General features: G+C 63.9%; 13 protein-coding genes. 4 read left to right on the forward strand and 9 right to left on the reverse strand.

Annotated elements, in window-relative coordinates:
* Nucleotides 1-62 precede the first annotated feature (62 nt).
* The 4 genes from K9B35_RS19610 to K9B35_RS19625 form a co-directional block, all read right to left on the reverse strand.
* Nucleotides 63-1,085, reverse strand: coding sequence for a toprim domain-containing protein (locus K9B35_RS19610; protein ID WP_224923696.1), 1,023 nt, complete (start codon nt 1,083-1,085; stop codon nt 63-65).
* Nucleotides 1,086-1,150: 65 nt separating this feature from the next.
* Entirely contained in the window at nt 1,151-1,387 is a 237-nt protein-coding gene (locus tag K9B35_RS19615; protein ID WP_224923697.1) for a DUF6117 family protein, read from the reverse strand.
* Nucleotides 1,388-1,449: 62 nt separating this feature from the next.
* Nucleotides 1,450-3,594 (reverse strand): ParB/RepB/Spo0J family partition protein, encoded by a 2,145-nt coding sequence (locus K9B35_RS19620; protein ID WP_224923698.1) that lies wholly within the window; start codon nt 3,592-3,594, stop codon nt 1,450-1,452.
* 126 nt (nt 3,595-3,720) lie between these two features.
* Nucleotides 3,721-4,920 carry a DUF932 domain-containing protein gene (locus K9B35_RS19625; RefSeq protein ID WP_224923699.1) on the reverse strand — a complete coding sequence of 400 codons (1,200 nt, stop codon included), beginning with the start codon at nt 4,918-4,920 and terminating at the stop codon, nt 3,721-3,723.
* 221 nt (nt 4,921-5,141) lie between these two features.
* On the opposite strand from K9B35_RS19625, the gene K9B35_RS19630 reads away from it, so the two are divergent.
* The 3 genes from K9B35_RS19630 to K9B35_RS19640 all read left to right on the forward strand — a co-directional run bounded on the left by K9B35_RS19630 (nt 5,142) and on the right by K9B35_RS19640 (nt 8,968).
* A complete protein-coding gene (locus tag K9B35_RS19630; RefSeq protein ID WP_224923700.1) occupies nt 5,142-5,318 on the forward strand; it encodes a DUF3606 domain-containing protein in 177 nt (58 codons plus the stop codon).
* A 347-nt stretch (nt 5,319-5,665) separates the two neighbouring features.
* Entirely contained in the window at nt 5,666-8,569 is a 2,904-nt protein-coding gene (locus K9B35_RS19635; RefSeq protein ID WP_224923701.1) for an MHYT domain-containing protein, read from the forward strand.
* Between the two features lie 198 nt (nt 8,570-8,767).
* Nucleotides 8,768-8,968, forward strand: a complete 201-nt coding sequence (locus tag K9B35_RS19640; RefSeq protein WP_224923702.1) for a DUF5818 domain-containing protein — start codon at nt 8,768-8,770, stop codon at nt 8,966-8,968.
* Nucleotides 8,969-9,536: 568 nt separating this feature from the next.
* On the opposite strand, the gene K9B35_RS19645 is transcribed toward K9B35_RS19640, so the two are convergent.
* From K9B35_RS19645 to K9B35_RS19665, 5 genes are all read right to left on the reverse strand, one after another.
* A complete protein-coding gene (locus K9B35_RS19645) occupies nt 9,537-10,103 on the reverse strand; it encodes an alpha-ketoglutarate-dependent dioxygenase AlkB (RefSeq protein ID WP_224923703.1) in 567 nt (188 codons plus the stop codon).
* A complete protein-coding gene (locus tag K9B35_RS19650) occupies nt 10,100-10,366 on the reverse strand; it encodes a DksA/TraR family C4-type zinc finger protein (protein WP_224923704.1) in 267 nt (88 codons plus the stop codon). Before K9B35_RS19650 ends, K9B35_RS19645 begins: the two co-directional genes overlap by 4 nt.
* Nucleotides 10,367-10,681: 315 nt before the next feature.
* Entirely contained in the window at nt 10,682-11,548 is an 867-nt protein-coding gene (locus K9B35_RS19655) for an NAD(P)H-hydrate dehydratase (RefSeq protein ID WP_224923705.1), read from the reverse strand.
* Entirely contained in the window at nt 11,545-12,315 is a 771-nt protein-coding gene (locus tag K9B35_RS19660) for a histidine phosphatase family protein (protein WP_224923706.1), read from the reverse strand. Before K9B35_RS19660 ends, K9B35_RS19655 begins: the two co-directional genes overlap by 4 nt.
* A 3-nt stretch (nt 12,316-12,318) precedes the next feature.
* Complete coding sequence (locus tag K9B35_RS19665) at nt 12,319-12,570, reverse strand: hypothetical protein (protein WP_224923707.1); 252 nt, start codon at nt 12,568-12,570, stop codon at nt 12,319-12,321.
* A gap of 200 nt (nt 12,571-12,770) precedes the next feature.
* On the opposite strand from K9B35_RS19665, the gene K9B35_RS19670 reads away from it, so the two are divergent.
* Entirely contained in the window at nt 12,771-13,334 is a 564-nt protein-coding gene (locus tag K9B35_RS19670; protein ID WP_224923708.1) for a helix-turn-helix transcriptional regulator, read from the forward strand.
* The last annotated feature ends 3 nt before the right edge of the window (nt 13,335-13,337 follow it).

The raw sequence follows: 13,337 nt of genomic DNA on the forward strand, positions 1-13,337 counted from the left end.
TTGGGAAGGCGCGTGACGCGGCCTTGCGCAACCGGGATGCGGGTGAGGCTCGCTGCGAAAGGTCAGGGGCGATCCTCGGCGAACATCTGCGCCAGGATGCGGGATCGCAGGCGCGCGAGGCCGATGGCGCGAAGATCGGCATTGAGGTCGCCACGTTCACTGTCGAGCGGCAGGACGTCGATCCCGCTCCGCGCGGCACGCTCACTCAGCACGTTGAACGCCCGGCGCCCTGCCTGGTCGGGTTCCCGAGCTACATAGAGCCGTACGAGTTCGGGCGGGAACGCGAGCGCCCCGAGATGCGCTGCAGAGAGCGCCGCGATCACCGGCAGCCTCGGGACAGCAGCACGCAGCGAGAGGATCGATTCAACGCCCTCGCCTGCTGCCATGACCGCTGCAGCTGCTCCGAACCGGACGCCATTGCCGAGCAGTTCACCCATCGCACGGCGCGGACACGCGACCGCTGCCTTGTCGGTGCCGTCGGACCGAAGCCAGGTGCGATGCGCGCCTGAGACCTGTCCCGCGACATCGGTGACTGCCGCGATCATCGCGGGCATCGCACGCGGCGCATCGCGGTCATCGTACGATCGCCGATACCAGCAATGCGGATGAAAGCGCAGGGCATCAAGGTCGGCGACACAGGGGACACCACGCGCGCGCAGATAGGTTTCGACCGGTGTTCCGACGATCGGTCGGGTCATCGCCAGCAGCCGTCGCGCCGCCCCGGGGGAGCCGGATCGCGCCGCCCCACGCGCGCTGTGGGCGCTGGCCGGCGCTTCTTGAGGAAGGCTGAGAAAATGCCGGGCTTCGGCAAGTGCCTCGGCGAATGTACCCGAGGCGGTCGACGCCCGAATGATGTCGAGCAGGTCGCCATGTTCGCCCGATTGGGCATCGGTCCATTTACCCGCCCGACCACCCCCGTCCGGGACATCGCGCAGGCGGACATAGAGGCTGCGGCCTGGCGCGTTGCGCACATCTCCAACCAGCCAGTAGTTGCCCTCGCGCCGGCCATTCGAAAGATAGCGGCGGCACAGGCGCTCGGCCTGGCCGGCGAGCTTGCGCGCGATCGCGCTCGCTGAATGCGTCATGACGATCTCCCGCTGAGGCAGAATTGGCCGACGCCCGCGTCTTCGGGTTCAACGGCGCGGGCGCCTTATACGATGGGTTCGCTTGGATCGGCAGGCGGCCGGTAAAGCTCGAACGGGTTGCCCTCGGCGAGGTGACCAAATGGGGTCAGGCGATAGACGCCCTGATCAAGGGCAACGGCGCACACCACAAAGCGGGGATCGCCAGTGATCGCGTCGGCGCATTCGACCAGCGCAAGATTGCCGTCGGCTGCTGCGCGCAGCAGCGTGTCGAAATTGGCGCAATAGGCGTCGGGGATGGCCATGATGCTCTCCTGAGGCTGAATGGGGGGATGAGCGGGACACGCAGGTGTCCCGCTCCTCGAGTTCATTCGGCAGCGATTGCGAGCGAAATTCCACCCGAGTCCGCGCCCTCGCCCGACACAGTGAGGAACGCCGGAAGCGCTGCGCCTTCGCTGACCTCAAGCAGTTCGGCCTGGGCGGGCAGTTCGGGCGTACGCAACGGCTCGGGCAGCCAGCCGGCATCCGCCATGAGCCGCTCGGCCTCACGTGCCATGTCAGGCTTTTTCAGGTGATCGATCAGCGCTGCGGTCTCGGCTCCCCTGCCCTCGGTCACCGCCTCGAGGATCCGTGCCTTGGTCACCTTGCCGAAGAAATTCTCGGCGGTGGGCGTCCAGCCGGCGGCGACCAGATCGAGACAGACGCCCCGGGCAAGGACATTGGCGTGCGCAAGCCGGCGCTCGACCATATGCGCCGAGATGCGGCCATTGTCGTATTTGGGCGCAACCTCGAACAGCGCATTGACCGAATAGGCCGCGCAATGTGCAAACAGCTCCGCCTGAGCGCCCGCGTCGAGCAGGAGCAGCGCGTCCCACAGCTCCTTATCCGACCGGGGCAGCTGTTCCTTCCACATGGCATGACGCGCCTCGATCGCGCGCGCGGCGAGACTGTGCTGCATGCCCGATGGCTGCACCGCGAACCCGACCTTGTTCAGGGACAGCGTCAGGCAGCTCTCGGTGCGCCCATGATAGAAGCAGGCAAGCACGAAATTGTGCAGCACTGCGGCAAAGGCGATGGCCGGGTTGCCGGCGAGCGCGTCCTGCAAGGCAAGGGTGCGCTCTGCGGTCAGCTCGCAGACCAGTCGGTCGGGCAGAGGCTTGAGCCCCTCCTCATCCTCCTCGGTCGCCTCGCCTTCAGCGCTCGCCCTGGCCCCGGCGCCATCCGCCTCGGCGCTGCCTGCGTCAGCGCTGCAATCCTGCCCGGCCGCGACAGGCTCACGCTCGCGATCGTCCGCGCCCTCCATGTCAGGGTCCGGCGCGACAAGCGGCTCGTCCTCTGTGCGGACCCAGCCCGCCTCGACTTCCAGCGCACCGGTGCGATTGATCGTGACGAACACCCCGGCGATCGCCATCTCGGCCGGATCATAGCTCCAGCTGCCTCCAGCCAGCTGCGCGATGCGCTCGTCAAGCGCGGTGATCTGCGCATCGACCGTATCGGGGATTTCGTCGGCATTGGCCCATTCATCCTCAAGCGCCTGCGCCTGCGCATGAAGGCTTTCGACCTCAGTGAGGTCTTCCTGCGTCGGTGGCGTGTGCAAGGGCTCAATCCTGCGCAGTCCGTGCGCAAACCCATAGGGAAGGTCGATCACCGCCTCGACCCATTTCCAGCCCTGGCTGCCGATACGCTCGGCCTCGGCGCCGAGCTTTTCGAGCACCAGGCGATCGAGCAGGGCTGCGTCCTGGAGCCAGCCGCCACGATCCTCCTCGAACAGGTCGCGCAGGACGCAGCCGCCGCCTGCGACATAGGCATCGATGCCGACGAACAGCGCCCGCGGATCGCGCGCCGGAACTGTCGACTCGTTGAGGCGCGCGCGAATGAAATGCGCAGACTGATTATGGTGGGACTGTACCAGCTCCCAGACCTGCTCCTGTCGCGCATGGTCATCACAGACGGTAAACGCCATCAGCTGCTCGAGGCTCATGCCATCAGCGGCATAAACCTCATGCAGGGCCGGCGAGACACTGGCGAGCTTCAGTCGCTGGCGCACCACGGCGGGGGTGACATGAAAGCGCGCCGCGACATCCTCAATCCCGTCGCCCTGCTCGACCAGCATTTTCATGCCGCGGAATTCGTCAAGCGGATGCAGCGCTTCGCGATGGGTGTTCTCGGCATAGCTGTCCTCCTCGGCCGAGATCGCTGCGTCGGCTGGCTTGACGATGCAGGGGACGAGCGCGTCGGAGGCGAGGCGCTTGCGCCGGACCAGCATCTCGAGCGCACCGAAGCGGCGTCCCCCGGCCGGCACCTGAAACCTCCCGGTTTCGTTGCCCTGTTCATCGAGGACAGGCCGGACGCTGAGGCTCTGAAGCAGGCCGCGGCGCTCGATGTCCGCCGCCAGCTGCTCGATCGAAACCCCGTTCTTGACGCGGCGGACGTTCGATTGGGACAGCACGAGCTGGTTGAACGGGATGCCCTTTGCGGGCGCGAGGACGAGTTTGGGTTGGGCTTTCGCCATGTCACTTCTCCATGAGACGAAGCGGACAGGAAACTCTCTCCCGACCTTCACTTCGCCACAGGATCGGCGCAGCCCTCTTCCTCTTGGGGGAGCAGGACCGCGCCGGAGGTAACAACGGGAATGGGTTCAGCGGGCCGCAGCCAGGAGCCTTGCGCCCTTGCCTTCGAGATCGAGCCGCGCATCCTGGTGCGGCTTGTCGCGCGCCAGCGCGGTGATCCCCTGGACGAAGTCGAAGATCGAAGCGGGCGGATGCCCCTCCTCGTCGAGTACCGTTGCAATGATCCGCCCGGTTTCGGCCTTGGAGAAACCGCGCTTGCGCAGAAAGTCCTGCCGATCCTCATCGGTTCGCGCGACGATCCGCGCCCGCGCCGCCATGATGCCCGACATGAATGGCTGGGCGGACGAGGTCGCGAAATTCTCGAGCGCGGGCGCCGCCTCGTGCGCGAAGCGGTTGGCGGCGAACTTCGAGTGGCGGATGCTGATCTCCTCAAAGCCCTCCGCACCCCAGATATTGCGGTTCATGCACACCGCGCGCAGGTAGAAGCTCGCCATTCCGAGCGACTTTGCGCCGACCTCGCTGTTCCAGCAGTAAAAGCCACGAAAGAACAGGTCGGGGTCGCCATTGGGCAGCCTGCCCGCCTCGATCGGGTGCGCATCATCGACGAGGAACAGGAACACGTCGCGATCGCTCGCATAGAGGGTGGTCGTGTCCTTCGTGACGTCGACATGCGGATTGTGGGTCATGGTCGACCAGTCGAGCAGACCGGGCACCTTCCAGCGCGTGTCGCCGGTGCCGTTCCCTGCGATCTTCATCACGGCTGCGACAAGCTCATGGTCCCAGATCCGTCCATAATCGGGGCCGGTGACCGCGCGAAGCTCAGTGCGGCCGTCCTCGGTCTCGAGCGTCTTGATCAGTTCGGCGCGGTGCGAGAGCAGCCCGTGCTGAAGATTGATGCCGGCGAGCGGTGCCGGTAAGTCGCGCAGATATCCCGAGGGTGCGCCGACCAAGCTGCATAGCTGGCCGAATGACCAGTGGGTCGGCGCAACCGGCACATCGCGATCCGGTACGATCAGCGCCAGCCGCTCGGGATCATCGCGACTGGCCTCGACCCGCACCGCGCGGGACTCGAGTGTACGCGTGGTCGCCCTGCGCGCCCGCGCCATGGTTGCGGCGTGCAGTTCGCCCAGCGAGAGATAGCGTTCATCGTCAGGCCGCGAGAACCACTCGGACGAGACTCGCCCGATGCGGGACCCGCGCGAGATATCGACCTTATAGGGCGCCGAAGCCCGAAGCGGCGCGGATGGGTGATTGAGGACAGTTGCCATGGAGCGTCTCCGCGACGGGCGCCGAGAGCCTCTCTCTCAGCCCTGACCCGTCACGGCCGAACCGGCCGCCCTCTTTCTCTCCTGATCTGCGACGCCACGTCTCGAAAACGAAGCACATCTCGCGCCCGGAAGGCGGCGCCAGCGGGAATGCTCCTGTTTCGTTCATTTCGGAGGGAACCTTGCCTGCCCTTCGACAATTCAGGCGCCTGAAGGAGAGAGCCATGAGCGATGACAAGACGCTTCGCGCGCCTCAGGATGCCTCGCGTATCGCAATGGGCGAGGACTATGAGGTACGCTACTGGACCGGCAAATTCGGGGTCAGCCGTGAAACACTTCAGGAGGCGGTCGATGCAGTCGGAAACAGCGCCGACGCGGTAGCGACCTATCTGGAACACTGAGATTCAAGACGCCCGTCATTTGTTGGCGGCGGGTCACCGGTCCGGACTAGAAGCGGGCAGGCGTTCAATGCTGGCGCGACCAAGGGTCGTAGCGACGCGGGGCCGTCCGGAACCCGCACGCAGTAGGCGGAAGGTCGACACAGCCTCGCGGACGCCCGCGGTCTATTCATGGATGGACCGTATTGAGCGCCTTCATTCCACCCATCGCCGACTGAAACCGCATTTTCTGTCAGGGACTTGCGATGGGCGCTTTGTGCATTGGCTGTTTACGTGAACACGCAAGTCCCCCACATGTCGATCATGTTTGGCACTGATCTCGAAACAGCATGATGGGATCAAGTCACGCGATGACCATGCCCGGCACGCATGATCACAATCTGGTGATTCTCTCGGTCGCGGTCGCGATCTTTGCTTCCTACACCGCGCTCACGCTTGCCCGCCGAATCCGTGCGTCTCAAGGACGGGCACGGCTGGCCTGGCTCGCCGCGGCCGCGATCGCGCTGGGCGGTGGGATCTGGTCGATGCACTTCGTCGCGATGCTCTCCTTCAGCATGCCGGGCATGCCGATGAAGTATGAGCTGACGCTAACTCTCGTGTCGCTGGCACTCGCGGTCGGATTTACGGGGGCTGGTCTTGCCAGTTTCAACTGGCAGCACGCTTCGCGGGCGCGGATCGTCATCGCAGGCCTGCTGATCGCGACAGGTGTGGTCGCGATGCACTATCTTGGCATGGCCGCCATGCGAATGCCGGCGTCTCTGAGCTATGACTGGCGCTGGGTGGCGGTATCGGTGATCATTGCGGTCGTGGCCGCGACGAGCGCTATCTGGCTGGTTTCGCGTGATCGACAGACGCCCTGGCAGCTGCTTGCTGCGGTGATCATGGGGGCTGCAATCGCCGGCATGCACTATGCCGGAATGGCCGCAGCCATATTCACGATGAACAGCCCGGTCGATACCGTGCCAGGTGCGGCGAGTTTCAGCCAGACCAGCCTCGCGATCGCCGTCACGGTCATCACCGTTCTGATCCTGCTTTTGTCGCTGGGGGCTGCGCAGCTCGACCGAATGTTCGTTCGCGCGGAGCGGCGCGAGGCGCGCAGCATGCTGCGTCTGAAGGTCGCCGATATCTTGCGCGGCTCCAAAACCGAAGATGCGCTGACCGAAGTCGCCGAACTCTTGTGCACGCATTTCGGAGTCTCCCGCGCGGGGCTCGGCGATCTTGACCCGGTTGCTGACGAATTTGACTATCGGATCTGCTGGACCGACGGCAGCGTGCCACCCCTGAACGGTCGATTTCCTGCCGCAGCCTTCGGAGTGAAGATCGTCGCCGCGCTCAGCGCTGGCGAGACGGTGGTCATCGATGATCTCTTCGCAACGGCCATGAGCGATGAGGCCCGCACGCTCGAAACCGCGCGCAACGTCGATACAAGATCAATCCTGGTCGTCCCCTTCGTTCGCGACGGTCAACTGCGAACGATCGTCTATCTCAATGGTCGCGAGCCGCGGGCATGGCGGGCGGACGAAATCGCCTTCATGGAAGAGATGGCCGAGCGAATCCGGCTTGTGATCGAGCGAATCGCGGTGGAGGATCAGCTTCGCCAGCTTAATTCGGAACTGGAAGCGCGGGTCGAGGCGCGGACGCTGGAACTGCAGCACGCCGAAGGGGCAAGGCGTGAAGTAGACGCTCTGTACCGAGCCTATTTCGAAAATACGCCGGACTCTTTGTTTGTCATCGCGGTCACGGCCGAAGGCAGCTTTCTCGTCGAGCAGATCAACCCTTCGCATGCGCGCGACGTGGGCTTCGCGCTCGATCGCGTTCAGGGACGACCTGTCGAGACAATCCTGCCGCCGGGTGCCGTTGATCAGGTGCTCGAAAGCTATCGTCGCGTCGTCGAAACGGGAGAGATCGATCATCGCCGCGACTTTTTTGAGTTGAATGGCGGACCCCAGCATTGGGACACAACTTTGGTGCCGCTGAAGGGGCCCGACGGCCGCGTTACAAAGATCATGGGCGCGAGCAGGAACGTGACGGCGCAGGTCAATGCCGAAGAAGCGCTACGGCAGTCGCAGAAGCTCGAGGCGATGGGGCAATTGACCGGCGGGGTCGCGCACGATTTCAACAATCTTCTCACCCCGATCCTGGGGGCGCTGGATCGGCTGCATCACAAGGGCCTTGGCGACGAGCGTGATCGACGACTCATCGCTGGTGCACTTCAGTCCGCCGACCGCGCGAAAACGCTGGTCCATCGCCTGCTTTCCTTTGCCCGTCGGCAACCGCTCCGCCCCGAACCGGTCAATCTGTCCGATCTGACCAGCGACATGCTCGACCTGGTGAAAACCACGGTTGGCCCGCGGGTGAAAGTCGATCTTGAAGCACCATCGGATGTGCCGTCCGCGCATGCAGATGCGAACCAGATCGAAATGGCGCTGCTCAATCTGAGCGTCAACGCGCGCGATGCGATGCCAGAGGGCGGGACGCTGCGGATCTCGGTTGGACGGGCTACGGACCGGCCCGATCGTCCTGCCATGCTCCCGAACGACGAATTTGTGTTCCTGTGCGTGCGCGACACTGGTGTCGGCATGGACGAGCAAACCCGCCAGCGCGCGATTGAACCCTTTTTCTCGACCAAAGGGATCGGGAAAGGAACCGGGCTTGGTCTGTCGATGGCACACGGGCTTGCCGCTCAGCTTGGTGGAGCGCTGTCGATCGACAGCCAGCCTGGAACAGGCACCGAGATTTGCCTCTGGCTGCCCCAGAGTGAGGCGGCTGCGAAAGCACCGCAGGCGGAACCCCGCGTCACGAGCATCCTGGCCGGCGGCCGCGTTCTGCTGGTCGACGACGAGGATGAAGTCAGGGAATCGACCGCTCAAATGCTGGAGGATCTCAATTTTGAATTGACCATCGCTTCGTCTGCGGTTGAGGCATGGGAGATGATCCGGACCGGCTTCTTGCCCGAGATCCTGATTACCGATCACCTGATGCCGCAAATGAGCGGCTGCCAGCTCGCGCTCGCCACGCGAAGGGTCAGTCCATCGACGCGGATATTGGTCATCTCGGGATATACCGAAGGAGATGGAATTGACCCTTCCCTCCCGCTGCTTGCCAAACCATTTGCAAAGGCCGATCTTGCTCTCGCCCTGGAACGGCTGAGTGCCGACACTCGGGCAACGCTTGATGAACGGACTTCGCCGGAGGGGTTCGGGGAACGCAATCATGCTTCGGGACAGAACAGGCTGGCAGACGAGATTGATTGACGGTGTTGCGCCGCCGGGGGGCGCTGCTCGACTGCCGCAGCAATATCATGCAAGCGCCTCGCCATTCGTCGACCAACGCTTTGTGGGCCCGCTCGGTCAGGCTATTCGCATGGGCAACTCGATCGATCAGGCGATCGGCGGCCGGTCCGAACCGGTTGAGGCGCCAGTGTCTCACTGCCAGGCTCACTGAGCACAGCCATGCCAATGGGGACCCGGCATCGTGTCACAGGATTTCTCAAGGACTCGCGACGCGGTCTGATCCTCGAGGTCGATGGCGGCGGGGTCTACGCGCTCGACGCGGAGCCTGGCGCGCGCCAGTTCCTTGGTCGCAAGGTAACGGTCGAAGGCGTCCGCTCGGGCTTTGACCGGCTCGACGTCGACTGGATCGGCGCCGCGTAGCGGCCCCCCCCCCCCCGCCGTTCGGCGCGCATCGAGAGGCACCCTTGCAGGCGACCGGCCGCCCCGGCGGCGTGCGCCCGCGCAAGTGGGTCAGCCGCCGTCGGGTCCTCCGGGCGATCGCAAGCGTGCGACGCGGGCCAAAAAGAAGCTGCGCACCCTGCCGGCTTCTTCGAAGCCGCAGAGCGCGCTCAACTGGCCTCCCGCGTTCCGCCAGCACATCTTGTCGCGCAGTCGTTACCTGCACTTTGTCTGAGGCGCGCCAGCAGTCGAGACGGGGCCGTCCCAGTCGCTCGCGCAGTCAAGTTGTTCGATCTTCAAGGCATGGAGCTCCTGCTTCCCTTGGCTACCTGCACCGAGTGAGAGGGACGCCTGCCGCTGACCATGCTGTAAAGCAGATCGGTCGTGACGTTCCTTAGACAACCATAGGCCCGGACAGTCCATGGTTGCCCGCATGACGTGTCCTCGGCTCAGTACGCCGAACGAAGCCCGAGCAATCACCCATCGTTACGCGTCGTCACCAAACACGACCGGGATCAGTCCACGATCGCATCTCATGCGCACAATGGAACTAGCGTGCCGCCAGGCTGCGGAATGTGATCGACCAGCGTGTCACTTCGAGCGGCGCGATGCTGTGCTCCCAGCTGTGCCGCACCTCGCCGGAAAGATGATAGATCGAGCGTGGCGCAAGCGGCACTGCAATGCGCTCGAAGGTCTTTCCGTTTCGTCGCCTGAACCGCATCGTTGCCGCGTGGCCGAGCGAGATGCCGACGACATCCTCGAATACCGGCCGATCCTTGTGCCAGCCGATCCCGGCACCTGGATCATAGCGCAGGAGCAACGCCTGGACGAGCGTGTCTGGCCCCAACCCTGCGAACAGCTCCGCCCGCGCCCGGATCGGCTGCAGCCAGTCTGGGATCGCCTTGGTTTCGCGCAAGCTCCCTTTGTCGAAGTCGTAAGCCCATCCGAAGGACTGGGTCAGACGCTTGCCGAGCCAGCCCTGGAACCGAAAGGGCGAGAGATCCACACCATCGATTCCCGCAATCAGATCTGCTTCCTCCGCCGCACTGATCACAGCATCGTCGGAGCGAAAACCCGCGATCGCCGGACCGCCGAACAAGTCGGCCTGCAGCGTCATCGCAGCTGACTGTCCTTGCTGCCGCGCCGATTTATCCCAGCGAATGCGGCTCGCCGGGCGTCGCGCTCACCCTGACAACTCACGCACGTCCGCACGCCAACCAGCACCAGGCGGCGCCGTTGCGGTATTTCGTCCCCGCACATCTCGCAGTCCTCGAGGCTTTCACCGGTCGGCATGCGCGAGCGCGCCTCAAGGATCGCATCGGTAATGCTGTCGTCGATCTGATCCTGAACTGCGCCGTCCGGCGCCCAGCCATTCGCCATCGCAAAATCTCTTTGCAGTTGAGGAACATAGATAGGAATTGCGGGCCTTATGTCCACCGTTGCTGTTCGTCGGCGCTGCGAGCGTGTGATTTCGTTGCGGCCACAGAATGAAGCGCCAAATACCCGCAGCGGCAGACGGTCATAGGCGTGAGAGGTTCGCACCGGACTGCACCAAGTCTCGCAATTCAGCCGAAAACTTATGGATCTTTGTCCATCGCGTGGGCGAAGCGCGATGATAAGGTAAGGCCCGCGTCAGGTCAGACGCGCAAGATTCCCCGCCTACAGGCGGCACCGGCTGCCCGTGAACAGATTCCCCTAGCTGGAATCGCGGAGCATCGCGGGTATCAGACCGACGATATCGCGGGCGAGAAAGCCGAGCGGCCCTGTTCGGGCGGCGAGCGTTCGCCCCGCCTCGCCATGCGCCCAGACGCCCCATGCCGCAGCTTCATGTGGTGCCACGTGACGTGCAAGCAGTCCGCCGATGATGCCAGCGAGCACATCGCCCGAGCCGGCAGTGGCGAGGCCAGGGCTGCCATTGTCATAGCGCAGGCTTGGTTGCCCCGGCGTCGAGATCCATGTGCAAGAGGATTTGAGCACCACTGTGGCGCTAAACCGTGCCGCCGCCGCTTCGGCAAGTTCGCAGCAGATATCGTCCGGCGAGCAATCCATGAGGGCTGCCATCTCGCCAGGATGGGGTGTCAGTATTTTGGGACCGGAATAAGCTCGAAGCTCGTCGTCAACCTGCGGCAGCGCATGCAGCATCGCGGCATCCAGCAGCAGGGGAATGCCGGCTCGCGATTGAGTGATCTTGGCGAGAATGCCAGGACCATCCGACGTCGCACTCGTGCCTGGTCCGAGCACCGCTGCGTCGTTCAGCTTCATGAGACGCATGATCTCCAACGCGCTGCTCGCCGCCAGCTCGCCATCGGCGTTGCAGTCCAGCGCAAAAACCGCCGCCTCGGGAAAGGCCAGCCCGAGCCCTGTCGCGACCGTTGCAACGGTCGCCAGCTGAACCTTTCCAGCGCCGGCGCGCAACGCCGCTTCGCCTGTCAGAAGCAGAGCCCCCGGAACGGTTGACGAGCCGCCGGCCACAAGCAGGCGACCCCGGTCATTTTTGTCTGTGCCTTCGCCTGGAAACGGCAGCGGGTGACGCGCGACCCACTCAGCGTTGAGCTGTATCATCCGCGCGCTCCGACCATGGCATCGGGCGCCCGGGTAACCTCAGCGCTGCACCCTTCTTCGACCGGAGCCGTGACATTGTATCGGACCAGTGCCAGCCCGCCGTCCTTTCCAAGAGCCGAGTCATAACGATATTCAGTGACCGAGCAGTTCGCGACGTCGCCTTCCCGGTCGATCGCAAGGATTTCTGCCTCGCTCAGATTTTCAAGGATGTAGCGCAGGCAGAGCACCACGACCTGGTGTGCAATGATCATGACGCGACGCCCGCCATAATGGAGCGAGACTGTGTCGAGCAGCGCGCGGAGGCGGAAGATCACGTCACACCAACTCTCGCCACCAGGTGGGCGATGATAGAATTTGCCAAGCAGTCGCCGGAATTCAGCTTGCTGAGGCTCCTCGGCATGGACGCCCGCAACGGTCAGCCCATCGAGGATGCCAAATTCCTTTTCGCGCAGGCGCTCGTCCGCACAGATCGCTTCATTGGCGGCAGCCCCGCCCGCGCCGCGAAACAGGCGTGCGGTCTCCAATGCGCGCAGATAGGGACTGGAGAGAATGACATCCGGGCAGTCATCCGCGCCACTGCGGGCAAACCATCGGCCAAGCGCTCGCGCCTGATCTTCACCTAAGGAAGAAAGCGGGACATCGACATCGCGAATGTTCAACGCGATGCGATGAAGTCCGTCGGTCATGGCAGCATCGAGGGCGACATTGCCCGCGCTCTGCCCATGGCGGACCAGCCACAACCGTTCAGGCCATCGGCTTGCGCTCATCGCTCAGTGATCCGGCATGTCTTTTGGATAGTCATCGGGCGTGACCGAGCCGACCATCGGTCGATCCTCGACATCTTCAGGTGGTTGCACGCCCTCGCTCTGCGGCACGCTATCCGGCGTATGCTGTGGGTTTTGCGCATCGCTTGCAGCGGCGTGTTCCGTCGGCTTTTTCGGGCTCGACTGCGCCCCGCTGTCCGCTGTGCCAGTGTTGGCATAACCAGCGCGAGAGGCGGCGTCGATTTTGGAATCGTCCATCATCGCTCTCCGGTCCGTGTGGATAGAACCAAACGCGCGAGCGCTCTGAACGATGCAAGAGGTCGATGATGCCCCGCCTGGTTCTCGAACGGGAACTATATTCCGCAGCGGCTCCGGCTCGAGGGTCATTGTTCCCGAACGGGAATATGTTGATGTTTTGGTCGGCGGCGTCGATACGTGTTCCCGAACGGGAACGGAATATGGTCAAGTCTAACCCTCACTTTGACGATCTCGCCAAGCAAATGACACTGAGCGACCCTCTCGCGGCGGCGCGCGAGGCACTCGACCCGCTCTACAATGCCAGCCTGGGGGACGATGCGCTTCTTGCCTATCGACGCCAGCAGGAAGCGCTGAAGCTCGACCCCAAGCTGATCGATCGCGCACTTGGCGTGAATGAGGACACGCTCAAGAAGATCAAGCTGCTGGCCGATCAGAACAAAGCCTATCGCTCGCCGGTGCACGAAGCGATTGAGGCCCTGAAGCAGCCTCTTTTCCCCGCCAGCGGATCGCTGCCGGCAGCACCCGTGGCTGCGGCACTGCCAGCCCTCAATCCCCTGACCGTTGTCCAAAGCGTTGCCGATATCGGCAAGCACGTCCGCGAAGCGCGCCGCAAGATGGGCATGACGCAGCAGCGATTCGCCGACCTTGCCGGAGTCGGCCGTCGCTTTCTGCTCGAACTCGAGCGGGGCAAGACGACGCTCGAAATCGGACGGGTGCTCGCGGTCTGCCGGGCAGCCGGCATAAAGCTCAGGATCGAGCCATGACGC

Origin of the sequence: Sphingomonas sp. R647, assembly GCF_020177055.1 — a bacterium.
In the GTDB taxonomy this organism is placed as follows: Bacteria; Pseudomonadota; Alphaproteobacteria; order Sphingomonadales; family Sphingomonadaceae; genus Sphingomonas.